The organism is Thermithiobacillus plumbiphilus, assembly GCF_038070005.1.
Lineage (GTDB): Bacteria > Pseudomonadota > Gammaproteobacteria > Acidithiobacillales > Thermithiobacillaceae > JBBPCO01.
In genome coordinates, this window is sequence record NZ_JBBPCO010000011.1 from 58,177 (window position 1) to 82,722 (window position 24,546).

17 protein-coding genes and 1 CRISPR repeat array are annotated in these 24,546 nt (G+C 57.7%); of the genes, 10 read left to right on the forward strand and 7 right to left on the reverse strand.

Going from position 1 to position 24,546, the window contains the following annotated elements; translation table 11 throughout:
* Positions 1-10: 10 nt before the first annotated feature.
* Positions 11-3,379 (reverse strand): maltose alpha-D-glucosyltransferase, encoded by a 3,369-nt coding sequence (gene treS / locus WOB96_RS11350; protein WP_341371410.1) that lies wholly within the window; start codon positions 3,377-3,379, stop codon positions 11-13.
* Positions 3,380-3,571: 192 nt separating this feature from the next.
* Between treS and WOB96_RS11355 the strand changes: the two genes are divergently transcribed.
* A complete protein-coding gene (locus tag WOB96_RS11355) occupies positions 3,572-4,534 on the forward strand; it encodes a helix-turn-helix transcriptional regulator (RefSeq protein ID WP_341371411.1) in 963 nt (320 codons plus the stop codon).
* Between the two features lie 87 nt (positions 4,535-4,621).
* Here the strand turns inward: WOB96_RS11355 and WOB96_RS11360 are convergent, their stop codons facing one another.
* Positions 4,622-4,819: a hypothetical protein gene (locus WOB96_RS11360; protein WP_341371412.1), complete on the reverse strand. Its 198-nt coding sequence runs from the start codon at positions 4,817-4,819 to the stop codon at positions 4,622-4,624.
* A 182-nt stretch (positions 4,820-5,001) separates the two neighbouring features.
* Here WOB96_RS11360 and cas3g point away from each other — a divergent pair, with 182 nt between their 5' ends.
* Genes cas3g through csb2 form a run of 4 tightly spaced genes read left to right on the forward strand, consistent with a single transcriptional unit; the run spans position 5,002 to position 12,075 of the window.
* Positions 5,002-7,398 (forward strand): type I-G CRISPR-associated helicase/endonuclease Cas3g, encoded by a 2,397-nt coding sequence (gene cas3g / locus WOB96_RS11365; protein ID WP_341371413.1) that lies wholly within the window; start codon positions 5,002-5,004, stop codon positions 7,396-7,398.
* Positions 7,395-9,548 carry a type I-G CRISPR-associated protein Cas8g1/Csx17 gene (cas8g1, locus tag WOB96_RS11370; RefSeq protein ID WP_341371414.1) on the forward strand — a complete coding sequence of 718 codons (2,154 nt, stop codon included), beginning with the start codon at positions 7,395-7,397 and terminating at the stop codon, positions 9,546-9,548. Before cas3g ends, cas8g1 begins: the two co-directional genes overlap by 4 nt.
* A gap of 19 nt (positions 9,549-9,567) precedes the next feature.
* Positions 9,568-10,533 (forward strand): type I-G CRISPR-associated RAMP protein Csb1/Cas7g, encoded by a 966-nt coding sequence (gene cas7g / locus WOB96_RS11375; RefSeq protein ID WP_341371415.1) that lies wholly within the window; start codon positions 9,568-9,570, stop codon positions 10,531-10,533.
* A 27-nt stretch (positions 10,534-10,560) separates the two neighbouring features.
* Complete coding sequence (csb2, locus tag WOB96_RS11380; RefSeq protein ID WP_341371416.1) at positions 10,561-12,075, forward strand: type I-G CRISPR-associated protein Csb2; 1,515 nt, start codon at positions 10,561-10,563, stop codon at positions 12,073-12,075.
* Positions 12,076-12,110: 35 nt separating this feature from the next.
* On the opposite strand, the gene WOB96_RS11385 is transcribed toward csb2, so the two are convergent.
* Positions 12,111-12,542, reverse strand: a complete 432-nt coding sequence (locus WOB96_RS11385) for a type II toxin-antitoxin system VapC family toxin (protein WP_341371417.1) — start codon at positions 12,540-12,542, stop codon at positions 12,111-12,113.
* Positions 12,539-12,811 (reverse strand): type II toxin-antitoxin system Phd/YefM family antitoxin, encoded by a 273-nt coding sequence (locus WOB96_RS11390; RefSeq protein ID WP_341371418.1) that lies wholly within the window; start codon positions 12,809-12,811, stop codon positions 12,539-12,541. Before WOB96_RS11390 ends, WOB96_RS11385 begins: the two co-directional genes overlap by 4 nt.
* Before the next feature lie 194 nt (positions 12,812-13,005).
* Here WOB96_RS11390 and cas4g/cas1g point away from each other — a divergent pair, with 194 nt between their 5' ends.
* From cas4g/cas1g to WOB96_RS11415, 5 genes are all read left to right on the forward strand, one after another.
* Positions 13,006-14,718, forward strand: coding sequence for a CRISPR-associated endonuclease Cas4g/Cas1g (gene cas4g/cas1g / locus WOB96_RS11395; protein WP_341371419.1), 1,713 nt, complete (start codon positions 13,006-13,008; stop codon positions 14,716-14,718).
* Positions 14,719-14,723: 5 nt separating this feature from the next.
* Positions 14,724-15,011 carry a CRISPR-associated endonuclease Cas2 gene (gene cas2 / locus WOB96_RS11400; RefSeq protein WP_341371420.1) on the forward strand — a complete coding sequence of 96 codons (288 nt, stop codon included), beginning with the start codon at positions 14,724-14,726 and terminating at the stop codon, positions 15,009-15,011.
* A 204-nt stretch (positions 15,012-15,215) separates the two neighbouring features.
* A CRISPR array of direct repeats spans positions 15,216-19,628; the repeat unit is 37 nt; unit sequence GTTTTCCGAGGCAGAAATGCCTCGGCCTCATTGAAGC.
* Between the two features lie 565 nt (positions 19,629-20,193).
* Positions 20,194-20,427, forward strand: coding sequence for a hypothetical protein (locus WOB96_RS11405; RefSeq protein ID WP_341371421.1), 234 nt, complete (start codon positions 20,194-20,196; stop codon positions 20,425-20,427).
* Positions 20,420-20,626, forward strand: coding sequence for a hypothetical protein (locus WOB96_RS11410; protein ID WP_341371422.1), 207 nt, complete (start codon positions 20,420-20,422; stop codon positions 20,624-20,626). The genes WOB96_RS11405 and WOB96_RS11410 overlap by 8 nt, the downstream gene beginning before the upstream one ends.
* A gap of 85 nt (positions 20,627-20,711) precedes the next feature.
* A complete protein-coding gene (locus WOB96_RS11415; RefSeq protein WP_341371423.1) occupies positions 20,712-20,903 on the forward strand; it encodes a hypothetical protein in 192 nt (63 codons plus the stop codon).
* 363 nt (positions 20,904-21,266) lie between these two features.
* Here the strand turns inward: WOB96_RS11415 and WOB96_RS11420 are convergent, their stop codons facing one another.
* The 3 genes from WOB96_RS11420 to WOB96_RS11430 form a co-directional block, all read right to left on the reverse strand.
* Complete coding sequence (locus WOB96_RS11420) at positions 21,267-22,235, reverse strand: c-type cytochrome (RefSeq protein ID WP_341371424.1); 969 nt, start codon at positions 22,233-22,235, stop codon at positions 21,267-21,269.
* Positions 22,236-22,420: 185 nt separating this feature from the next.
* Positions 22,421-23,044, reverse strand: coding sequence for a J domain-containing protein (locus WOB96_RS11425; protein WP_341371425.1), 624 nt, complete (start codon positions 23,042-23,044; stop codon positions 22,421-22,423).
* A 143-nt stretch (positions 23,045-23,187) separates the two neighbouring features.
* On the reverse strand, positions 23,188-24,441 hold the full coding sequence (locus WOB96_RS11430) for a molybdopterin molybdotransferase MoeA (RefSeq protein WP_341371426.1): 1,254 nt from the start codon (positions 24,439-24,441) through the stop codon (positions 23,188-23,190).
* Positions 24,442-24,546 lie beyond the last annotated feature (105 nt).

The following is a 24,546-nucleotide window of genomic DNA, read 5'->3' on the forward strand; positions in this document are numbered from 1 at the left end:
TCAACGCTACTCACTTCATGCCACCCTGATCGTGAGCATCCGGGGCGTCCAGATCTGGGATTTCCGTCTCCTGTCCGACGCAACGCAACATGCCACCCATGGCCGCGGCGATCTTCCCTGGCTGATACTGCAAGGCCCAGTCCAGCTCATGCACGGTACGCTCGAAACGGAAGAAACGCAGCCATTCGAGCACCTGCCCGGGATCCCTGACCTGCACCGGGCTGTCGAGCACGGCTTCCTGATAGGTCGCCAGAAAGGTTTCCACTGCTTCGCGCTTCCACTGTTCTGTGAGCGGCTTGAACTGCTCCAGATCAGTGGGTCGCCTCAGACAGGCCTGATTGAGCGCCTCCCTGGCAGCATAGTCAAAGGAACGCAGCATGGCGGCCACATCCCGCAGCGGCACGTGCTTCAAGGTCCGGGCAGAAGCCAGTGGCGAGCCGGCACCGGCAAAGTTGGTGATGTAGAAATCATTCTGCGCCAGCAGCACCTGCTCCAGGCCGTAGTCCCCATGGTGCCGGATCCTGATGCCCTCGTGGAGGCTGGCAGCACAATGATCAATGCCTTCCAGCAAAGCCTCGCGCAGGGAGAGCACGCGTTCGGCCAGCGGCTGCAGGCTGCCAGGCAGCGTGCCCAGCAGACCCTGCAGGTGATCGAGTGCCCGCATGGACTGCTGACGCACCAGCAGGGTCCAGGCACGGACATCCTCGGGCCGCACCGGTTCGGGCTCGAAGGCGCTGTCCCCGGCAGGTCTGGCCAGTGCCTGGTGCATGGCAGCAGTGCGAAGCGCCAGGGTGCGCACCAGGGCAAGGTAGGCGGCATGCTCGCTGTCATGGAACTCGGCCGACTGGGCCGGCACCTCGGGACCCGTGTCCACGCCTTCCAGGAAGCGGCCAAGATAGTCGAGCGTGTAATCCCAGAAACTTCCCTGATTGGTCAGGTAGCCCTGTAGCAGGGCCAGGGTGCAGGGCACGCCGTCCTCACGGATGTATTCCAGCGCCCCCAACACCGGCGGCGTGTTCGGGAAGGGCGAGACTTCGGTCAGGAAACGGCCGATTTCCAGCTCGCCGTCCATGCCCTCGGCCAGCAGACGGTTCACCTTCAGGAAAAGTTGTTCCTCAAAGGTGATGAAGGTCTTGTTGCGGCTGTAGCCGGGCACCTGCGCCGGCGGCAGCGGTGAATCCCCGATCACGCCGGGGTAGGCCGCTGTCGAGGAGAAACGCAGCGTGCCGGTTCCCATGCGGTATTCGGTATTCTGGCCCATGGACAGGACAAGCGCCCGGCAGAACAGTTCGTCGGCAAAGGCATCATACAAGTATCCCATCTTGGCGCGCTGCCTGACCCTGGCCACCGCCCAGGATTGAACCGCGCGGGTACGCTCCTCGTTGTCGGTCTCCTCCCAGATCAGGGCCAGTGGCAGGAAGATGCTTTCGCGCTCATCATCATGCAGGTCCACCCGTGCCATGGTCATCAACCAGTTGCCGTTCATCGGCGACCATTCGCTGATCGCCTGCAGGGTGACTCCGGAGATCGTTCGGGACCCCAGGGTCAGCCAGCGCTGTGCCTTCAGAAAGGCTGGCAGGACATCGTGTTCGAGCTGCGTGCGGGTGCGGCTGGCGAGCAACTGGCGCACGGAATCCGGGGCATTGAGCTGTTCGAAGAAGGTCCGCCAGCCTTCCAGCAGGACCAGCACCGGCAGCTCGGGCGGCGCGAGCCGCTCCTCGTGCCAGACCGGCGCGACGGCCTCGGGGGCGAGATGAAACCAGTAAAAACTGTAGCCCGGCAGGGTAAGAAAGTAGGGCAGCTCGCCGACTGGCGGAAAGCTGGTATGCCCCATGAGCTCGACCGGCACCGTGCCCTTGAAGCGGGACAGGTCGATCTCCACCGGCTGGGCATTGCGGGACAGGTTGGCCACGCACAGGATGGTTTCATCCTCGTATTCGCGCAGGTAGGCCAGTATCTTGCGGTTGCCGGGATGCAGGAACTGCAGGCCGCCCCGGCCGAAGGCCCTGTAGCTCTTGCGTACCGCGATGATGCGCTTGGTCCAGTTGAGCAGGGAAGACGGATTGCGGCTCTGCGCCTCGACATTCACCGACTCGAAACCATAGATCGGGTCCATGATCGGCGGCAGGAACAGCCGGGCGGGATCGGCGCGGGAGAAGCCGGCATTACGATCCGGGCTCCACTGCATCGGCGTGCGCACGCCATTGCGATCCCCCAAGTAGACATTGTCACCCATGCCGATCTCATCGCCGTAATAGAGGATGGGCGAACCCGGCATCGACATCAGCAGGCTGTTGACGAGCTGGATCTTGTCGCGATTGTTTTCCATCAGCGGCGCCAGACGCCGGCGGATGCCGAAATTGATGCGCATGCGCTTGTCGGCGGCATAGATGTCGTACATGTAATCGCGCTCACGGTCGGTGACCATCTCCAGGGTCAGCTCGTCATGGTTGCGCAGGAAGATGGCCCACTGACAGTTGGGCGGAATGTCGGGGGTCTGGGCCATGATCTCGACGATCGGGTGCCGTTCCTCCAGAGCCACGGCCATATAGATGCGCGGCATCAGCGGGAAGTGATAGGCCATGTGGCACTCATCGCCATTGCCGAAGTATTCGCGCACATCCTCCGGCCACTGATTGGCCTCGGCCAGGAACATGCGGCCGGTGTAGTGAGCATCGAGCTCCGAACGCATGTACTTGAGCACATTGTGGGTTTCAGGCAGGTTTTCGTTGTTGGTGCCCTCGCGCTCGATCAGATAGGGAATGGCATCCAGGCGCATGCCATCCACCCCCATGTCCAGCCAGTAGCGCATGGTCTTCATCACCGCTTTGACGACATTGGGATTGTCGAAATTCAGATCCGGCTGGTGGGAAAAGAAGCGGTGCCAGAAATAAGCCTTGGCCTCTGGATCCCAGGTCCAGTTGGAGGTTTCCGTGTCGTTGAAGATGATGCGGGTCTCTTCGTATTTCTTGACCGTGTCACTCCAGACATAGTAGTCCCGCTTCTTGGAACCGGGCGGCGCCTTGCGGGCGGCCTGAAACCAGGGGTGCTGGTCGGAGGTGTGATTGATCACCAGTTCGGTGATCAGACGCATGCCGCGACGGTGCACCTCGCGCACGAGGTTGCGAAAATCCGCCATGTTGCCGTAATCGGGATGGATGCCGTGGTAATCGGCAATGTCGTAGCCATCGTCCCGCAGCGGCGAGGGATAGAAAGGCAGGAGCCACAGCGTGTTCACGCCAAGATCCTGAATGTAATCCAGTTTTTCCGTCAGTCCGCGGAAATCCCCGATACCGTCGTTGTTACTGTCATAGAAGGCCTTGACGTGTAGCTCATAGATAATGGCGTCCTTGTACCAAAGCGGATCGTCTTCGAACATGCGGGCTCCTGAGTGAAGGCTTGGGCGTGGGGCTCGGGGCTGCGCCCCCTGCCCTCTGACCTTATCCTAGCATTGTACCCGGCTGACCGGCTCAGGCCCTGCGCCGTCCGGCGGAGAAGGATGGGTAAATCTTTTTTCAGGCAGAAAACAGATCTTGAGCTATCATTATCAAAAAACCACGCCTGTGACACCATGCACAAATTCGAACGCTTCTTCAAACTGCATGCGCTGCTGCATTCAGGGCACCCGGTCTCCATGAAACGCATGCGCGAGGCGCTGGATGCATCACGTGCCACCGTCAATCGTGATCTTGAATACATGCGTCTCTTCCTGCACGCACCCATCATCTACGAGCGTGCGGCCAACGGCTACCGCTACGATCCCGATGCACCCACCTTCGAACTGCCGGGGCTCTGGTTCAACGAATCCGAGCTGTTCGCCCTGCTCGCCAGCGAGCAAATGCTGGAATCGCTTCAACCCGGCCTGCTCGCCCCCTACACTGAGCCATTGCGCCAGCGCATCCGTGAACTGATCGCACAGAGCGGGCACAGTGCCGAAACCGTCAGCCAGCGCATCTGCCTGCACAGTTTCGGCCGACGCCAGACACAAAGCGCCACTTTCGCGACAGTCGCCCAGGCCGTGCTCGAATGCCGGATGCTCAGCATCCATTATCACAGCCGCAGCCGTGACCAGACCAGCAGCCGTTGTCTGCAGCCCCGCCTGCTCCTGCATTATCGCGATAACTGGTATCTCATCGCCCACTGCGAAAAAGCGCAGGCACTACGCACCTTCTCACTCGACCGCATCCGTGAAGCGGTCCTGCACGAGGCCCCCGCCGCTCCCGGCGACGAATCCGAGTTACAGGATTTTCTGGGTTCCAGCTTCGGCATATTCAGCGGCCCCGTTCAACACTGGGCCGTCTTGCGTTTCAGCGCCGCGCGCGCCGCCTGGGTCGCCGACGAAGTCTGGCATCCGGATCAGGTCGGCGCCTGGCGTGATGATGCCTACGAATTGCGATTGCCCTACGCCGACCCTACCGAACTCATCATGGAGATTTTGAAACACGGGCCAGAGGTGCAGGTGCTGGAGCCGGCGGAGCTACGGGAGATGGCCATAGGACGGCTTGAGGCGGCATGGCGACAGTATCAGAAGTGAAAAAGTTTTGAGCGGCTCAGGCTGTGAGACAGTGGGTGTGGGAGAATGGATGTAAAGGCGGGGAAGACTTGCACCGTTGTGGTCAGATCACTCTTGGGAGTCGGTGGAAGTTTTTTCTTTTAAACCGAGCAACTTACGCCGACAGCGCTTGGTATTCCATGCGCGATGACGGAGATATAGCCCGACTCCCGTCACGCCGATAAGCAACATAGACAATAGAGGGGACAGCTTGATCTGGAAAATGATCTCCATGACGCTGCCATCCATGAAGAGAGGAATAGCCATAATACAATCTCTCTCTGGATTTACAACCTTTACTAGATTTGTAATAAAACAACAGCTATGCTTCAGATCTCTAGGTCATAATACCTAGCCCCATTGAAGCACTAGCTTTGTCATAGAAGATCCAGCAATAGAAAACATATCCGGGGCACTGCCCCGGCCTCATTGCCGTGTAGGGAGAGAGCATGGAATACGAGGCGCTGTTTAGAAAAGCAACCGGGTTGCAAGCTCCGTACCCTTATCAGGTGAAGCTCGCCAAGGAACCGTGGCCAGACACCCTCGACATTCCTACCGGGCTCGGCAAAACTGCCGCCGTAATGCTGGCCTGGTATTACAAGCGGCGCGTTCAGAAGGACGCGGCCACACCACGCCGACTCGTTATTTGCCTTCCGATGCGGGTCTTAGTGGAGCAGACCCACTCCAATATAAATCAATGGCTGGAAAATTTGGGTGATTGGGCGTCTGCCGCAGGCAACGACAAGGTGTCTGTACACCTTCTCATGGGTGGAGAAAACGACCTCACATCCTGGGCTGACTTCCCTGAAGAGGACATGATCCTGATCGGCACCCAGGACATGCTGCTGTCGCGCGCCTTAATGCGCGGTTATGGCATGAGCCGTTATCAGTGGCCAGTTCACTTCGCCTTGCTACACAACGATGCTCTCTGGGCTTTCGACGAAGTGCAATTAATGGGTGCCGGCCTGCAGACGTCAGCTCAGCTTGAGTCCTTCCGACGCTCTTTTATCCTCGGCTCGAACTCCCGCTCGCTCTGGGTATCTGCCACGCTGAACAAGAATTGGCTTGCCACTGTTGATTTCAAGCCATATTTAGAAAATCTCGCTCAGCTCACCTTGTCCCCGGATGAATGCGCCAACAATGTCATCCAGGCGCGACGCGAGGCGGTGAAGCGATTATCCCGTGCCCAAACTGCATTGACCACGGAAAATACCAAAGCCAAAGCCATCGTCTACGCGCAAGCCCTGACCCAAGAAGTGCTGGAAAAACACCTGGCAGGCACACAAAGCATCGTGATCATCAACACTGTTGAGCGCGCCCAAGCAATTTTCGGAGCACTGAAAAAACACTCACCTAATGCGGAATTACTGCTCATCCATTCCCGCTTCCGACCACCTGAACGCAAAGCACTCAACCAAGCTCTGTCCATCCCACCATCCACAGAGGGCCCCGGGCGCATCGTGGTCGCCACCCAGGCCATCGAGGCTGGCGTGGACATGACAAGTCGCGTGCTTTTCACCGAACTTGCTCCCTGGTCCTCGCTCGTGCAGCGCTTCGGCCGCTGCAATCGCTATGGCGAGTGCAATGATTCCGGCGGGGCAGATGTGTTCTGGATCGACCAAGATTCTGAGCTGACAAATCCATATGCAGCGGATGCATTGGCCTTGGCACGCGACAAACTGATGTGGCTCGATTCGGCCAGCCCTGCCCATCTGCCCGCCACCGACGAGCCCTCTCCTCTGGTTTCCGTACTGCGCAGGCGAGACTTTCTGGAACTCTTCAATACCGACCCTGACCTCTCCGGCTTCGATACGGACATCTCAATCTACATCCGAGATGCGGATGATCTGGACGTACAGGTGTTCTGGCGCGATCTCATCCAGGGTGTTGAAGAACAAACACAACCATCGCGAAATGAAATCTGCCGCGCTTCCCTTTCCCAACTCAAGAACTACCTGGATAAGCGCAAGGGCGAAGATGCGGCGTGGCGCTGGGATGCGCTGGACGGCAAATGGAAACTGTTCAGGGAAAAGGTGAGGCCGGGGCTCATTCTCATGTTGAATGCAGATCTTGGCGGCTATGATGCAGAACTGGGATTTTCTCCTGAGAAAATCAAATATGCTGTGACTATCCTGCCCGACGATTCCAGGGAACAAGTGGAAGAATCCTACGATGGCGACGCCCGAAGCCAGCAGAACCACCCCGTGGAACTAGCGCTCCATTTAAACGATGTCGAACAGGAAATGCGCAATCTTGCACACGCACTTGAACTCAGCCCCAAAGACGCAGAAGCCACCGCCCGTGCTGGCCGCTGGCATGATACAGGTAAAGCGCACGAGGTTTTTCGCTCCACCATGACCGCCTGCGAGAGTATGGCAGCGCAGAAAAACACCCTATGGGCGAAATCGCCTTGTCGCGGACGGCACAAACGCCCACATTTTCGTCACGAACTGGCTTCCATGCTGGCATGGCTGACACACCGCGCCAGCGAGCCGAACGCCGACCTCATTGCCTACCTGATTGCCGCGCATCATGGCAAGGTACGCATGTCATTACGCGCGCTGCCCGATGAAAAGTCACCGGAGACTGGCACACGCCTCTTTGCGCGGGGCGTATGGGATGGCGACACGCTGCCGGGAATTGATCTGCCCACGGAGCACATCCCAGACACCACGTTGCGGCTTGACATCATGCAGTTAGGTGAAAGCGCGATGGGATCCTCATGGTCCGACAGAGTACAGCGCTTGCTGGCTGCACAGGGTCCGTTCCGCTTGGCTTGGCTGGAAGCGCTGGTCAGGATCGCCGACTGGCGCGCTTCACGGAAGGAACAGGAGGATCGTGCATGAATGCGCAGGCTCATGAACTTGTGTTGGATGGCTGCGCACCCACCCCACTTTCTGACTATCTCAAGGGGCTGGGAATACTGCGTCTCCTCGGAGAACAAAAGCCAGAATGGGATGCGCGGGGTGCATGGCGAAAGGATAAGTTCGTTCTGAGAAGCACTGCTTTCAGCGGCGACCAACAGGTGGATCGGCAACGCTTGCAAACCTTTTTTCTCGACGAATACCGCCCCACGCCTATTGTGGCGCCGTGGAACGGCGGTAGCGGATTTTATCCGAAAGACAATCGCGATGGCGTTGATGCCATCATGCAAAGCGGAAGTGATAGGTTCTCAAATTACCGGCATGTCATTGATTATAGTCGTAACCTTGTCGAGCGTTTGAAGCTTCAAGAAAGCCCCAAGAATGAAGGGAAAGCCTACTTTCTTACCGCAATCCGCGCAGACGCACCTGAAGCACTTCTGGCCTGGACGGATGCAGCTGTTTTACTGGCAGGCGATGAGCCGCGCTATCCCCCGCTTCTTGGGACTGGTGGAAACGATGGCCGTTTGGACTTCACTAATAATTTCATGCAGCGTATCAAAGACCTGATTGACCCCGAGTCTGGAAATTGTACTACTGCAGCAGCGGCATTGCTCCCGGCAACATTATTTGGTCAAGCTGCGCCCAAGCTGGTAAATTCTGCCATTGGGCAATTCAATCCCGGAAGCGCCGGCGGTCCGAATGCTGGTGCTGGATTCGAGGCTGATTCTCTGATCAATCCGTGGGATTTTGTCTTAATGTTGGAAGGCGCGGTATTCTTTGCAGCCTCTATTGCTCGCAAATTAGAGACTAGTGAGCCCGGAATGCTGTCCTTTCCCTTCACTGTTCGCTCGACAGGCGCTGGCCATGGGGCGCTTGACGCAGCAGACGAATACCAAGCGAGGGCCGAAATCTGGCTTCCACTCTGGTCAGGGTTCGCCTCTATTTATGAAATACGGATGTTGCTGAATGAAGGAAGAGCTACCGTAGGCCGCCGCCCGGTGCGTGACGGCCTGGGTTTCGCACGCGCCGTCGCTGCATTGGGTGTCGATCGCGGAGTAACCGCATTCCAGCGTTATGGCTTTCTTATGCGTTCCGGCAAAGCCTATCTTGCCACGCCACTGACCCGTGTGACTGTTCGCCGCAATCCCGACGCTGATTTGATAGCAGAACTCGAAAAAAACTTCTTCCTTGATCGCCTGCGACAGTTTGCTCGCAAGGACGAGGCACCAGCCACTATCCGCGCCAAGGTAAGGCAACTTGAGGATGCATTGTTCGAGCTGGCTCAGCGTAGTGAGCCCCGTGCCTTGCAAAAAGTCATTGTTCATCTTGGCGCCCTGTCGCTTTTGCTTGGCAAAAGCCGGAAGGGAAGAGAGTCGGTGCCGCCGGTGCCAACCCTGTCTGAAGCCTGGATTATGAAGGCCGATGACGGCACTTCAGAATTCCGGATCGCCGCTGCCATAGCGGGCCTTGGTGGCAATGCATTCCCCATGCGGCCATTCATAATCCCTGTCGTGCAAAAGGAGAAAACCAGATCTTGGGACTGGAATATCGAATCCCGACTAGCCGTATGGGGCGAAGGCGATCTTGCGGCCAACATTATTCAAGTGATTGCACGCCGCCGACTGGAGGCCTTACAAGAGGAAAAAAAGGTCTCGCCCTTCCAATACCATGCAGGCGTAAAAAGCGGTGATGTGGCAGCGTGGCTTGAACAGCAGGTGGACGATGCGCGCATCGCCATGCTCTTCGTCGGACTGGTACACGTTCGCATTCCCAAGCATTTTGCCAGCCTTGGTGAACGGGTTGTATTGCCCGCAGCCTATCGGGTGCTCAAACCTTTTTTCATCCCAGACGAGTTCTTGATTTCTTTGCTGCCCCCGGACAATAAATTGCCTCTACCTGGCGAGATCGTAGCCAAACTACAAGCCAATCGCGTACAGGAGGCCGTGAATGTTGCCTGGCGCCGCCTACATGCAATGGGCTATCCACTGCCGCCATACCCAAAAGCACCGCCTTCGGCACAAGGCCTCAACGGTCAGCGCCTACTGGCAACTCTTACTGTTCCGCTGGAATCCGCAGAACTTCTCAAATGCTTGAGCTTGATCACCTGCGAAAAACCTACTGCAACCGCTTGACCGCCACAGGGAGAAAAACGTGAACTTCGACAGTCTCAAGACCGCCCCCCGCCTGCTCATTGAAGCCCAATTGCAACCCGTACAAGGTACCCGCTTCCAGCCTACCGGTTTTCCCGATCTGGGAGCCGCCACCTATGATGGCCCGGACAATCACCGCATGCTGCTGGTGGAATCCGCACAAAGCATGGCCAATCGCCTGGAAAATGTATGCTGGGATAGGGTCACTGATGATTGGGTCAGCGCACTACAGGGATTACCGCTTATCAAAGTGGCGGATAAAGATGGGCAGCCATTGACCAACTCGGTGTTGGAAGCTCACCGCACCAACTCGCCCTATATCCTCGAAGGTAACGACAAGACGGTGCTGGAGATGCTCAAGAACGAGCTTGCCGGCATGGAGGAAGGCGCGGTAGATATTCGCAAGCTGGCAAAAGTGCTGCTACGTCATGATACCAATGCACTTTTACATGGAGTCTTTTTAGCGAAAGGCGATCTTGCCGGCGGGCGCCTGCGGCTTCCTCGGGTATTATCCGCCTTCATCGAAGCCGAGGACGTGCGAGAAGCTCAGAACGGTGGTGTCAAGAACGATCACGTAAACCCTTCTGGCGATACGGCGCGCGGTTTTGGCAACGTGCCGTTTTCTCGCACTGAGTTCGCCTCGCCCAAAATTATCGCTTATTTCAACATTGATCTTGCCCAAGTCCGGGGTTTCGGTCTAGGTATGGCCGTGGAGAATCTGCTCATTGCCGTGGTGCTCTATAAAATTCGTCGATTCCTCGAAACTGGTCTGCGCCTGCGTACCGCCTGTGATTTAGATGTCGTAAAGCTTAATGCGACACGGCCGGCGAATTTTGCAGTGCCGACTACAGCGGATCTTGAGTCAGCCCTGCCCGGCTTGATCAACACAGTGGCCACTGAAGGTCATTTCGCCGAACCGCGCGTCACTATGGTCAGATGGGAAGGTTCTGCCAAGAAAAAGGCGTAGCAGATCTGGCGTAACGGAGAATAGTCAATGCTCGTAATTTCCTTTACCTTTCCGGGTGGGCGTTATCACGCTACCCCCTGGGGAAGGCATGTCAACGAAGCGGATCTGGAGTGGCCTCCGTCCCCTTGGCGTATCGTGCGCGCACTCATTGCGGTCTGGCATCGCAAACTGGACCCGGCGCGGCGCGATGTCGATCTGCTGATCCGTCTACTCGGCAGAGTTTCAAGTGAAGCGCCTCACTATCAAGTTCCCGAGGCGGTGCATGCCCACACACGACATTACATGCCCGGGAAAGGCGATAAAAGAACGCTGATCTTCGATGCCTTTGCACGGCTGGATGCGAACACACCCGTAATTGCCGTCTGGCGCGGGATTCATCTTGCGGGTGATGAAGTCGAACTCCTTGATAGCTTGCTGGCGAAACTGGGGTTCTTGGGACGTGCGGAAAGCTGGGCTGACGCTGTGCGATTACCCGAATGGTTGGGTGAGTGCAATTGCGTTGCCAATGGAGAAGAACTGGATCCCGAAACGGGCGAAGTCAGTGAGCGCATCTCGCTCTATATGCCCATGGCTCCCGCAAACTACGATGTGTTCCGCCGCGCGCAAATCGATGGTCTTTCCAAGCGCGCCGACATCACACCCAAGGATCGCAAGAAAATTGAGGCAACTCTGCCAGAGTCATGGATTAGTGCCGTGGCGCTCGACACTTCCGAACTGCGCTCAGCCGGCTGGAACATGCCACCTGCTGCACGCAAAGTGAATTATGTGCAACCTGCCGGTTTACTACGATCTGTCGCCCGCATACGCCCTCGATTTCGAGAGCGCCAGTCGGTAAATACGCTTCGTTTCGCAATGTATGGAAAGCCCTTGCCGCTCATTCAAGATACCGTTCGGGTGGGGGAATGGCTGCGCATGGCGGCCATGAGCGTGGTAAAAAGGAAACATAATGAGGACAGCATTCCCCCAATCATCTCCGGACATGACCTCGCTGACGGGAATCGCCACCAACATGCATTCTGGCTGCCAGAAGACGCGGATGGTGATGGGCACATCGATCATCTGCTGATCCATATCCCGGCTGGCCTGGCGGGGCCCGCGCGGCAAGCTCTCGAATCACTGTCTCATTTATGGAACCATGAAGGTCAAAAATGGCAATTACTTCTTGAAAGTAGCTCAGGTTCAGATGGCAAGATCGGTTCAAGCACGCTATTTAAAGAAGGAAATACTTGGACTTCCGCAACCCCCTATCTGCACCCTTGGCACGCCAAGAAGAATTTCACCGCCGCAGATCAAATTCGACGTGAATGCCGCGAGCGTGGCTTGCCGGAAGTCCAAAATTTGCAGCAAATATCGACAATCAGAATACAAGGTCGTGAACTGCGTCCGACCCACTTCCACCGTTTTCGCTCGAAACGTGGTCTTGTGCAACCCGATACCCACGGCAGCTTCTGGCGCATTACCTTTGCCGAACCAATCCCTGGTCCCTTGGCGCTCGGCTTTGCTTGTCATTTTGGCTTGGGATTATTTGCTCCTTGTGAATAAGGATAAACCAATATCCGTTCTCAACAAGGATATTGTCATTCCAACACCGACATCCCCATTGCCACCGCGGCCTCACGCAATCCGTTGTCGAACACCACCATACGGAACTCAGCCGCCGTCCCGGCCACATGCCACACTGCTTCGGCGGCCGACAAGTGCACGCTGTCGTAACCGCGCAGACCGTACTGCTCAGCCAGATCGCCGGCGCGACGGATCAATGCCTCGGTCGGTATGACAACCTCCAGGTTGCGCCAATCCCGTTCCAGCGATTGGCGGTATCCTGCCAGATCGCCGGGCCCAATACGTTTCATGCGAAGCGCCTTGGCCAGGCCGGCGCGCATCTCGGCATAGCTCAGCAGATGCGTGGCCGACAGGTTTGCTTCGCTTACAGCCTCCCGGACACGCGAAGATTCGGGTTCATCTACGTACAGTTTGAGCAATGCCGAGGTGTCCAGATAAAGAATCACTCCCGGTCATCCAGAATGATCCGTGAAAGCGGCTTTTCTCCAGACGGCCACATGATCGGATGCTCTGGACCCAAGGGCTTGCCACCCTTGCCTGCCCTGATCCAGGGCTGCGACCGCAGACGTGCAAGGACCTGTGCTTCTGGGTCGGCTTCTGACGCATGCGGGGGAGCCAGACGCGCCACCGGCTTGCCATGGGATGTAACAACCAATTCCTCGCCCGCCTGTACGCGCCGCAAGTACTCGGACAGATGGTCTTTGAATTCACGCACTGAAATTTCCACAAGTTCTCCGATGTGGCCATACGTATGAAGTATGGCCACAATCATCAAAAGACGCAACCATCATGCGAAAATCAGAGCAACCCGGGCACTTGGCATCCCAAAGATTTCATTTTGCACGCTGGCCATGCACATTTCCCAATATGAAATTATCGGCTATAAAAAAGATAAAAAGGTGATTTCGAATGATGGAAGAACAACGCGAACTGTCTTTGAGCTTCCCCGAACTCTCCCCGGAGACCCCACCCATCCCGGTGCGCATGGTCAATGAGTTCGTCTACTGTCCACGCCTAGCATATCTCGAGTGGGTACAAGGCGAGTTCGCCCACAACGCCGATACCGTGGATGGCGCGGTCAAGCACAAGCGCGTGGACAAGCCCAGCGGGGGGTTGCCGGAGCAGCCCGAGGATGAGGAAAACATTCATGCCCGCTCAGTGTCGCTGAGTTCCGTCAAGCTCGGGATTACCGCCAAACTGGATCTCGTCGAGGGCGAAGGCAGCTATGTCACCCCAGTGGACTACAAGCGCGGCAAGCGCCCACATACTGCTGCCGGCGTCTATGATCCTGAGCGCGTACAACTCTGCGCGCAAGGGCTCTTGCTGCGTGAACACGGTTTCGAATGCGACAGCGGCGTGATCTACTATGTTGCCTCCAAAGAACGGGTGCGCGTGCTCTTCGATGAAGTTCTCATCGACAAGACACTGAATGCAATACACGGCCTGCGTGGGCTGGCACTGGGCGGCATCATCCCCGAGCCCCTGGAAGAAAGTCCCAAATGTCCGCGTTGCTCGCTAGTCGGCATCTGCCTGCCCGATGAAGTGAAACTCCTCAATCAATCACCTATTGAACCTCGTCCCATTTTCCCGTCCGTGGAAGATGCTTTACCGCTCTACGTGCAATCTCCACGCGCTTACGTGCGCAAGGATGGCGAGCGGCTGGTCATCGAGGTCGAAAAAGCAAAGGTTGCCGAAGCAAGATTGAACGAGGTTTCGCAAGTGGTGATCTTCGGCAATACGAGCATCACCACCCCTACCTTGCACGAGTGCCTGCGGCGCCAGATACCGATCACCTGGATGAGCTATGGCGGCTGGTTCATCGGCCACAGTGTCGGCACGGGTCATCGCAACGTCGAGACGCGTACGCATCAATACCGTGCGAGCTTCGATTCGCAGATTTGCTTGCAAATAGCACGGGGGCTCGTGGCGGCCAAAGCAGCAAACTGCCGCACACTGCTACGGCGCAACTGGCGTGGCGAAGGCGATGCTTCGGCTGCGCCGCCGGATATTCTGCAAGGCCTCAAGGAAGACATCCAGCGCGCGCAACGTGCGCCGAGCCTGGAGTATCTCTTGGGTGTCGAGGGTGCGGCGGCCAGTCGCTACTTTCAAAATTTCGCTGCCATGCTCAAGGCAGACGAAGAGCCCTCCCTGAGTTTCGACTTCATGGGCCGCAACCGTCGCCCACCAAAAGATCCTATCAATGCGTTGCTTTCTTTCGCTTACGCCATGCTCACGCGCGAGTGGACTATCGCCCTCTCCGCCGTCGGCCTTGATCCCTACCGTGGTTTCTATCACCAACCGCGCTTTGGCCGTCCGGCCTTGGCACTGGACATGATGGAACCCTTTCGCCCGCTGATCGCTGATTCTGCCGTGGTTATGGCTGTCAACAACGGCGAAGTCCGGCCCAGCGACTTCATCTACATGGCCGGGAGCTGCAATTTGAACGATTCGGGACGTAAGCGATTCATTGCCGGTTTCGAACGGCGGCTTGCGCAGGAAGTTACCCATCCCATTTTCAAATATCGCATCAGCTACCGTCGACTTCTGGAAGTTCAGGCCCGTCTACTGGTACGTTTTCTGGCTGGAGAAATCCCCGAATACCCGAATTTCGTGACCCGGTGACAATCATGGAGCATCTATACATCATCAGTTATGATATCAGTGAACCCAAACGCTGGCGGCGGGTGTTCAAGTGCATGAAAGGCTATGGCGAGTGGCTGCAACTGTCGGTGTTTCAGTGTCGCCTGAGCCGCATGCGCATGATCCGGCTTGAAGCGGAACTCGCCGAGATCATTAACCAGCGCGAGGATCACGTGCTGATCCTGGACCTTGGGCCAGCCGAAAACGTCGACCCTCGCGTGCGTAGCTTAGGCAAGCTCTTCGAGCCTGTTACACGCGAAGCAGTCATCGTTTGATTTTGCCTCCGGTTTGCGAGCACTGAGATGATGCGCCAAACCACGGCAGCGCTCGCCAAAAGACAAGTTCTTTAAAAATATGGTGTTTTTTACCTTTCCAATCCACAGCATCGGCACTTGGAGAACTCGTTTGGGTCACACAGAACCACAGTGCTCGCAAACCTTGCTCTCAAGCCGCACGGTTGCTGGTGCGAGAAAGGAGCTGTTTTCCGAGGCAGAAATGCCTCGGCCTCATTGAAGCCAATGGCCTGGCGCTGTCCACCATCGAGGCCGATACCGAGGTTTTCCGAGGCAGAAATGCCTCGGCCTCATTGAAGCCAGGATGCACTTGGGATCTTTGGTGATCGAGATCCAGGTTTTCCGAGGCAGAAATGCCTCGGCCTCATTGAAGCCTGGCGACGCGGGCGGCGAGCTGCGGGCGTACCGCTGTTTTCCGAGGCAGAAATGCCTCGGCCTCATTGAAGCTGCGCGGCAACGCGATAATAGGATTGCTTGAGTTCGGTTTTCCGAGGCAGAAATGCCTCGGCCTCATTGAAGCTCCTGTGCTTTGGATGCGAACTTGTAACAGATGATGTCGTTTTCCGAGGCAGAAATGCCTCGGCCTCATTGAAGCAGAGACCAGCAGGAACTGGACTTTCGCGCCACCTTGTTTTCCGAGGCAGAAATGCCTCGGCCTCATTGAAGCTCCTTCATTCCCCCCTCCCTTGTTCGCCCACCATCGCGTTTTCCGAGGCAGAAATGCCTCGGCCTCATTGAAGCTGATGCTATGCGCCGAGGAATTGCACCGGGATTATGGCGGTTTTCCGAGGCAGAAATGCCTCGGCCTCATTGAAGCATCATCGGCCCGGATTACATGTCCGCGCGGGATGCCCGTTTTCCGAGGCAGAAATGCCTCGGCCTCATTGAAGCACGCCGTAGTATAGCCCGACCTCGCCGCGTGCTTCGTTTTCCGAGGCAGAAATGCCTCGGCCTCATTGAAGCATCATCCAGTGGGGAACCACCAGCGTGGCTGCGAGGTTTTCCGAGGCAGAAATGCCTCGGCCTCATTGAAGCTCGGCCGCCGTCCCCAGCCATTCTGTCAGGGCCTTGAGGTTTTCCGAGGCAGAAATGCCTCGGCCTCATTGAAGCCCATCGCGGCGGAACTCCTGGCGCACGCCCAGCGGGGTTTTCCGAGGCAGAAATGCCTCGGCCTCATTGAAGCGAGGATCACGGTTTTATGGGCATTGCCTACGCCGCTATGTTTTCCGAGGCAGAAATGCCTCGGCCTCATTGAAGCCGTGACGCCGCGCTGGGGCTCAAGGATGCCGCTCGCGGTTTTCCGAGGCAGAAATGCCTCGGCCTCATTGAAGCAGCATCGAGGCCTTTATCATCGGCCCGGATTACATGTGTTTTCCGAGGCAGAAATGCCTCGGCCTCATTGAAGCGAGAATGTGGCCTTTTCCAGGTCGCCAATCAGATGCGGGTTTTCCGAGGCAGAAATGCCTCGGCCTCATTGAAGCGCCAACTGGCGGGCCGTTGCTGCCTCGACTGTGCGGGTTTTCCGAGGCAGAAATGCCTCGGCCTCATTGAAGCAAGAAGCTCCTAGGCCGTCCTGCGGCCGTTCCTGTTGGGTTTTCCGAGGCAGAAATGCCTCGGCCTCATTGAAGCGAATCTGTGGCGGGCATCCTGGGTGCTGCCATGCTTGTTTTCCGAGGCAGAAATGCCTCGGCCTCATTGAAGCCTACGAATGGCGGCTGGTCAGTCGTAACGGCGAAGTGTTTTCCGAGGCAGAAATGCCTCGGCCTCATTGAAGCCTGATACTCGATGAAGTTTGGCGGATTTGGCCTTCCGGTTTTCCGAGGCAGAAATGCCTCGGCCTCATTGAAGCGCGCTGATATACCGGCTATGCTTGCCCCGGTAGACCGTCCGGTTTTCCGAGGCAGAAATGCCTCGGCCTCATTGAAGCCAGCTCTGGGACAAGATATAACTGTTTCAGTGGAACCAGTTTTCCGAGGCAGAAATGCCTCGGCCTCATTGAAGCCTCATGTTGTGTTTCCCCAGTCGCACATCCTGCCTGGGTTTTCCGAGGCAGAAATGCCTCGGCCTCATTGAAGCCCTGCTCCTTGCTTTTTTGATGCGCCCCGCTCTGGGTTTTCCGAGGCAGAAATGCCTCGGCCTCATTGAAGCCCATGTAGTCGGCCGGGGCAAAGCGGGTGATGAACGTTTTCCGAGGCAGAAATGCCTCGGCCTCATTGAAGCAGACGCATCCTGTGGTTGCTGGCATGGGCGAAGAAAGTTTTCCGAGGCAGAAATGCCTCGGCCTCATTGAAGCTGCTGGCCAAGGTGTATCACGCCTGCGGCCTGATCCCGGGTTTTCCGAGGCAGAAATGCCTCGGCCTCATTGAAGCCCCGAGCATACCTGTTATGTGGAGGCCTTCGCCGGCGGCGTTTTCCGAGGCAGAAATGCCTCGGCCTCATTGAAGCTGGGCGCAGATGGACTACCTGACGCCGGAGCTGCTGCGGTTTTCCGAGGCAGAAATGCCTCGGCCTCATTGAAGCTGATCCTGTTCCAGCGATTCCAGGGCACGGTCGTGACGTTTTCCGAGGCAGAAATGCCTCGGCCTCATTGAAGCGGAAATCCCTGCCGGGGGGTTGCCGGCGAAGATGATGTTTTCCGAGGCAGAAATGCCTCGGCCTCATTGAAGCCGGTATCTGTTCGCGCTGGAGGCGGTGGCCGATGATGGTTTTCCGAGGCAGAAATGCCTCGGCCTCATTGAAGCGGGGGCAGGGACTGCGGGCATATCCGCCGGGTCCACTGTTTTCCGAGGCAGAAATGCCTCGGCCTCATTGAAGCAAGATAAGACATTGCGGGCTCCTGAGATAAAAAGCCCGGTTTTCCGAGGCAGAAATGCCTCGGCCTCATTGAAGCATGCACCCCATGCGCTATTCTGGCCGCCTAGACAACGGTTTTCCGAGGCAGAAATGCCTCGGCCTCATTGAAGCATGAGGGAGGGAGAGTGATGTGCAATCGCCCAGCACTGGTTTTCCGAGGCAGAAATGCCTCGGCCTCATTGAAGCTCGGCCATGATCTGGACGCGATGCCCACCGCCGAACGTTTTCCGAGGCAGAAATGCCTCGGCCTCATTGAAGCTTGTTAGGTGACCCGTTGCCCGTGGCCGGTGGGTCAGGCGTTTTCCGAGGCAGAAATGCCTCGGCCTCATTGAAGCGCATCCGCGCACCAGAAGGCAGTGGTCCAGCCAGCCGGGTTTTCCGAGGCAGAAATGCCTCGGCCTCATTGAAGCATTCAAGGAGAGTCCGACCAGGTGGGGAATTGGGCCGGGTTTTCCGAGGCAGAAATGCCTCGGCCTCATTGAAGCAACAAGTTCTTCTGTTGTGGCGTCGGATAGAGCCTTGTTTTCCGAGGCAGAAATGCCTCGGCCTCATTGAAGCCCGGGAAATCCTGGCCGCCTACGAGGACTACAAAACGAGGTTTTCCGAGGCAGAAATGCCTCGGCCTCATTGAAGCATTATGACCCTATAACAAGAACCTATGTTGTCACGTTTTCCGAGGCAGAAATGCCTCGGCCTCATTGAAGCGCGCTGCGGTGATTCCGGAACAGAGGCAAACCTGGGGAGTTTTCCGAGGCAGAAATGCCTCGGCCTCATTGAAGCTGGGTGAAGACCAGGCCACCCTTGATCACGTCACGCGGTTTTCCGAGGCAGAAATGCCTCGGCCTCATTGAAGCCAGGCAATCAGCGCATCCAGAGCCGGCTCGATCCACAGTTTTCCGAGGCAGAAATGCCTCGGCCTCATTGAAGCCTTATATTCTCCCTGGTAGGTTCCGGGAGTTGGTAGTTGTTTTCCGAGGCAGAAATGCCTCGGCCTCATTGAAGCGACTTCCATGCGAGCGTCATTAGCTCAATGCTCATGGGTTTTCCGAGGCAGAAATGCCTCGGCCTCATTGAAGCGGTCTTCGATTGGGCGAGAAAGAACACGGAATTGTCGTTTTCCGAGGCAGAAATGCCTCGGCCTCATTGAAGCGAGGGCGGTAAGCCGCGCGTCGATGTCATGCAGGGCGGGTTTTCCGAGGCAGAAATGCCTCGGCCTCATTGAAGCAGCATATGGATCTGCCCCCCGGCCATGACTGTGTTGGTTTTCCGAGGCAGAAATGCCTCGGCCTCATTGAAGCTCGCTGCGCCAGGAGGCCACCGTGTGCGGGTTCATCATCGTTGTTTTCCGAGGCAGAAATGCCTCGGCCTCATTGAAGCCAACCAGATCGAAAAGACCCGCGTGCCGCCGTTCCCGGTTTTCCGAGGCAGAAATGCCTCGGCCTCATTGAAGCCAGGATGCGCTGGGGGATCTGATCCGCGCCCCGGGCGTTTTCCGAGGCAGAAATGCCTCGGCCTCATTGAAGCATGCTGGGAGCGTTTTAAAAGAAATGAACTTCAAGAAGTTTTCCGAGGCAGAAATGCCTCGGCCTCATTGAAGCTGCCTGTGTTTTTGGCAACTGGCGCAGCTTGCCAAGTTTTCCGAGGCAGAAATGCCTCGGCCTCATTGAAGCCAGCTCTGCCGCCGATGCCAGAGGCCCACAGTGCCCCACGTTTTCCGAGGCAGAAATGCCTCGGCCTCATTGAAGCTGGAGACGGTGGAATCAAGTTCGGCGAAGGCCCGCAGATGTTGGTGGCCAGATAAACTGACCCATTACTGGCCAGTAGATTTGACCCACCCAGGTGTGGCCGCCAGGCCACGGAACCAGCTACTGTCCCCCGTTTTGACCAATGGCCGGGGGCATGTCAGTGAAGGAGTGGGTTGTGATACACAAGATCAAGGCGCTGCACGACAGCGGCAAGAGATTGTCAATTCGCGCCATCAGCCAGGCGCTGGGCGTGTCCCGCGCCTGCGGGGATGCGGGGATGCGGGGATGCGGGGATGCGGGGATGCGGGGATGCGGGGATGCGGGGATGAACCGATCATTGCTGCGGGCAAGGATAGCGCAAGGGCCCAGGATGAGCCTGGGCAGGAACATCGGGTGCGTTGGGTAGAGATTACAGGCCATGAACCTAGCAAGCAGGGACAGAAGGCGCTGCGCTCGGAAGTGTTGGGCAAGCAGGAGCCAATTCTAGCCAACGTCTTCGCAGGCAAGGAATATTTCGAGCAGCACAACAACCCCAGCATCACCCCGGAAGGCGGCCAAGCGCGCTTGTGGCGCGCTTCTTGGGTAAAAGCCAGCGCTATGTGCCCATTGAGGTGGTGCTGAGCAATAGCAACAATGAAGCCAATTTCGACGCTGTGCGCAAACTCGCAGATACGTGGAGCTTTCGGGATAATAACGTGCCAGAAGGGCAGGAATCCAAGCTGATTTCGGCATCTGGCAAGCAGATGAAAAAGGCCTGGGGGCGTGCTATTCTGTTTGTAAGGAAGGTGAAATATGCGTGAATTCACACCTGAGCAAAAGCGCCTCTTGGAACAGGCAGACCCGCAAACACGGGCGTTGTTGGAAAAGCACGGCTTTGGTGCCTTTGACGGCTATGACTGCCGTTCAGAGTCCGATACCTTTGCGCCAGGCGAAGACTACCTGAAGGCCGTGTTGCCGGAACACCTGCAGAGGCTTGCGGGTAAACTGGCCAAGAAATAGTAACGCCATGTTGCTGGCGCTGCCAGATGCACAAGCCTCAATGTGAATCAGGGTAGTGATTCTATCCCCATCTCGGAGAGCGAGAATGGAAAAGAAGCAGAACATCGAGAAGTTGATCCAGGAGAGGCCGGATCTCTTCGACGACATGGATTGCCGGCCGGGTCACGGGAGCTATCCTGGGGAGCAGGGCGACGAGATCATGGACAGCATCCTCCCCGATTGGCGGGAAAGGGTGGCGGCGCGGCAAGCGAAACTAGCCGAAAGAAAGAAGATCTAAAGAAATCCGCTTCTGCGCGTGTCTTCTTCCTGAAGACAACAACTTGAAGTGGTGCTGAAAAAGAAGTGCAAAGAAAGAATAGGTGGTGGTCGGCGGGGCCCCCCATCCACTGGCGTGGCAACCCCGCATGGCGCTCCGGCATGAGCCGTGCTACGGCCGGGAGAATGTTACCGTGTCACGACCACCAATCGGTTAGACTAGCATAGCCAGATTCGGTTTTCTGCCAGATCGCCGTAAATTACCGTTATTGAGGTCCGGGCGCACTGCCTAAATTGGGCGAGGGAACGGACTCGCTCCGATGCATTCAGCGTCATTGAGCGGCGCCAAAATACAAGCCGGAGTTATCCGCCCCTGGCTGGCAAATTACTTTTTCGCCTGCCTCGGCAAGGCTCCCGCTTCGCCGTAATAGCAGAAGTGGTCGTGATACTCCTTATCGGTCGCTGCAGTATCGCCCTTGAAGCGCGGGTCCTGCGGCCTGGGCTGATCCATGACGTAGGCGGCCACATCCCAGGCATCCTGGTCGGACAGCGTGTTGCCCTGCCCGAGTGGCATGTTTGCCTTGATGAATCCTGCCGCGGTGTTCACCCTGTGCATGCCGGCCCCCCAGTTGAACGACTGCGGACCCCAGAGCGGCGGGAAGACGGTTGTGCCATTGACCGACTGGCCCTGGCCATCGGCCCCATGGCAGACAGCGCAGCTTGAGGCAAAGATCTTGGCACCGCGTTCACGGTTCACCGAAGCTGGCTTCTTCAGTACCGGATAACCACGGCCGGCCATTTTCTTCTCACCAGTCGGTGCGCCCTGTGCCATCCAGTAGGCATAGGTGACCAAAGCGGTCATTTCCGGGCTGTCGGCGGCCGGGGGGGTACCGTTCATGCTGAACCTGAAGCAGCCCTGCATGCGCTCCTGAATGGTGTTGACGTGCTTGTTCTTGCTGCGATAGGCCGGGTAGGCCACATAGGCGGCCCAGAGCGGTGCGGAGTTCGCCAGCCGGCCCTTGTCGATATGACAGTTGACGCAACTCAGCGCATTTCCGGAATAGCCTTTGGCGTAAGTCGGGGTGTTGGTAAAGATCAGCTCGCCCTGGCGGACCACCTTGCCAAACTCGTCGTTCGGAATTTCCCGGGGCGGCTGGAAGTATTTTTCGGCTGAACCACCCGAAGGTGCTTCGGCAGGTGTGAGATCCTGCTGTTCCGGAGCCGGTGCCGGACGACTGGCATTGGCCTGTTGTTCGGTGTTTTGCTGCCCCTCACCGGATTGCTGCTGGCAACCAAGAAGAACAAGGGATGCGCTGATAACCGCCAGCGCTGGATACCATTTAAGCTGGGTCATGATCAGCTCCTGAGATATTCCGAAACCGGCGTCCGGTGAGAACTGCCACAAAGCTTCGGGCATCCTGGCGGCCTACCAGCCCGGTCAGAAGAAATTAAACATTTATCAGATTGATTACAGGTGCGCAACAAACGAAGGTAGTGCGTCTGGTAATTCGCCATCCTGAGCGCGATGGTTTGCTGACTTTATCTATTCCCCTGAATGTGAGTTGCCAGTTCTTCCTGATCAGACAGCATCGCCTGCTGTAGCTTGCCTGTTGAACGCGGATCACAGAACCAGGCCGCTGCCAATACGGCAAGAAGCATCAGAAAGACGGCGCGCTTGATGAGTAGCCCAAGATCCAGCGTGTGCTTGCCGGCAGCGGCGAAAGGTCGGCGGGTGGCGCGCGCGAGCTTTGATAGCCGGGACAGACGGCTGCGATGACTGTGGGCAGCGATGGCCTGGGCGATCGCTGCTGCAATCGCGGGCGGACAGCCGCGGCGGCTCAGTTCCTGGGCAAGCACGACCGGGCTCACACCCCGCTCGGCCAGAAAAAAGGCCAGTTCCATGGTGTTGTTCCAGAAGCTGCTGGTACTGAGCATGGCCTGGCTATTGCCGCGCGCCAGGTTTTCATCATAACGCTGGCGCGCCTGGATATCAGTAAGTGTCTTGTGGGCTTCCAGAATCTGCCGGAAACGGTGCGTGGCCATCTCGCTACCGCCATTGCGGTCCGGATGCCAGCGCATGACCTCGCGCCGATAGGCCGCCTTGATTTCCTCAAGGGTGGCATTCGGCTTCAGGCCAAGGACTTCGTACAGTGTTTCTGCCACAGAGCCTCCTGACCATACGCATGGAGCCGCATGAATGCAGCCTGTTGGTCTTGGGTATCGTTTTTTTGATCCAGGGTGGAGCCTCGATCTTAGACTTGGCGGGCAGCGTAGCCAATGCAGCTTTCGACTGCCAGATGAAAGGCTTAGGGCAAAAGTCCCTTGAAAGGCAGAAAGGTGACGGCATCCCCCGCCCGGATCACCTGGTTGGGCGCCACATCCACCAGGCCATCGGCCCAGACCGTGGACGACAGCACGCCTGAGCTCTGGCTTGGGTAGATCCCGACCCTGATCTGCCCGTCATCGCCAGGCTCCAGGCGGGCGCGCAGGAACTCGCGGCGCTTGTCGGGTTTGGGCCAGTCGAAGGCAGCAGCGACGGCGAAAGCCGGCTGTGCGGTCTGGCGTTCTCCCTGGCAGGCGGCAATGAAGGGCTTTACGAAAAGCTGGAAGGTCACGAAGCTCGAAACGGGATTGCCGGGCAGGCCGATGAAAAAGGCCTCGCCAATCTGGCCAAAGGCCAGGGGCTTGCCGGGCTTGATGGCGATGCGCCAGAGATCCAGCCGGCCGCGAGCTTCCAGGGCGCTCTTGACGTGGTCCTCCTCCCCCACCGAAACCCCGCCGGTACTGAGGATGAGATCCGCTTGGCCGGCCGCCCGGTCGAGCACCGCGCAGGTTTCGCCATAGTCGTCGCGCACCCGCCCCAGATCGATGACTTCGCAGTCCAGACGCCGCAGCAGGCTGATCAGGGTATAGCGGTTGGAATTGTAGATCTGGCCGGAATGCGCCAGCGGCATGCCGGGCTCGACCAGTTCGTCGCCGGTGGACAGCACCGCCACCTGCAGCCGCCGAAATACCGGCAGGCTGCCCAGCCCCACCGAGGCGGCCAGCCCCAGCGCCTGGGGCGTGAGCCGGGTACCTGCCGCGAGCACTTCTCTGCCCTTGCGGATATCCTCCCCGGCCCGGCGGATATTGGCGCCAGCCTTGACCGGAACAGGGAAACGCACCACGCCGTCCTCTTCCCGGCAGACCTCCTGAATGATCACGGTGTCGGCACCTGCCGGCACGGGCGCGCCGGTGAAGATGCGTGCCGCCGTGCCTGCCTGCAGTGGCTGGGCCACCTGACCGGCTGGAATGCGCTGAGAGACCGGCAGGCTGGCTTCGCCGGAGGCGGGTAGGTCCGTCGTGCGTAGGGCGTAGCCATCCATGGCGCTGTTGTCCGCGCCGGGGACATCGATCGCGGAGACCTGTGCGCTCGCCAGCACCCGGTTGAGCGCATCCAGCAAAGACACGTTCTCCTGGCCTGCTACCGGCCGGGCCTGGGCGAGGATGCGCGCCAGGGCCTCGTCCATGGAGAGCATGGGACGGGTGCCAGGTAATGGCATATCGCAGCAGGTGCTCATATTCACTCCTGAATGAATGGCGCCGGGCACTTGAAGCCTTGGCAACTTGACGAAAATGCTAAGTGGCCCTAGATACTGTAATGCAGCCGCACGGAATGGACCATT

Coding starts and splice junctions, on each gene's coding strand:
- treS (WP_341371410.1), bottom strand. CDS start 3,379: ATGTTCGAAGACGATCCGCTTTGGTACAAGGACGCCATTATCTATGAG.
- WOB96_RS11355 (WP_341371411.1), top strand. CDS start 3,572: ATGCACAAATTCGAACGCTTCTTCAAACTGCATGCGCTGCTGCATTCA.
- WOB96_RS11360 (WP_341371412.1), bottom strand. CDS start 4,819: ATGGCTATTCCTCTCTTCATGGATGGCAGCGTCATGGAGATCATTTTC.
- cas3g (WP_341371413.1), top strand. CDS start 5,002: ATGGAATACGAGGCGCTGTTTAGAAAAGCAACCGGGTTGCAAGCTCCG.
- cas8g1 (WP_341371414.1), top strand. CDS start 7,395: ATGAATGCGCAGGCTCATGAACTTGTGTTGGATGGCTGCGCACCCACC.
- csb2 (WP_341371416.1), top strand. CDS start 10,561: ATGCTCGTAATTTCCTTTACCTTTCCGGGTGGGCGTTATCACGCTACC.
- cas4g/cas1g (WP_341371419.1), top strand. CDS start 13,006: ATGATGGAAGAACAACGCGAACTGTCTTTGAGCTTCCCCGAACTCTCC.
- cas2 (WP_341371420.1), top strand. CDS start 14,724: ATGGAGCATCTATACATCATCAGTTATGATATCAGTGAACCCAAACGC.
- WOB96_RS11410 (WP_341371422.1), top strand. CDS start 20,420: ATGCGTGAATTCACACCTGAGCAAAAGCGCCTCTTGGAACAGGCAGAC.
- WOB96_RS11415 (WP_341371423.1), top strand. CDS start 20,712: ATGGAAAAGAAGCAGAACATCGAGAAGTTGATCCAGGAGAGGCCGGAT.
- WOB96_RS11420 (WP_341371424.1), bottom strand. CDS start 22,235: ATGACCCAGCTTAAATGGTATCCAGCGCTGGCGGTTATCAGCGCATCC.
- WOB96_RS11430 (WP_341371426.1), bottom strand. CDS start 24,441: ATGAGCACCTGCTGCGATATGCCATTACCTGGCACCCGTCCCATGCTC.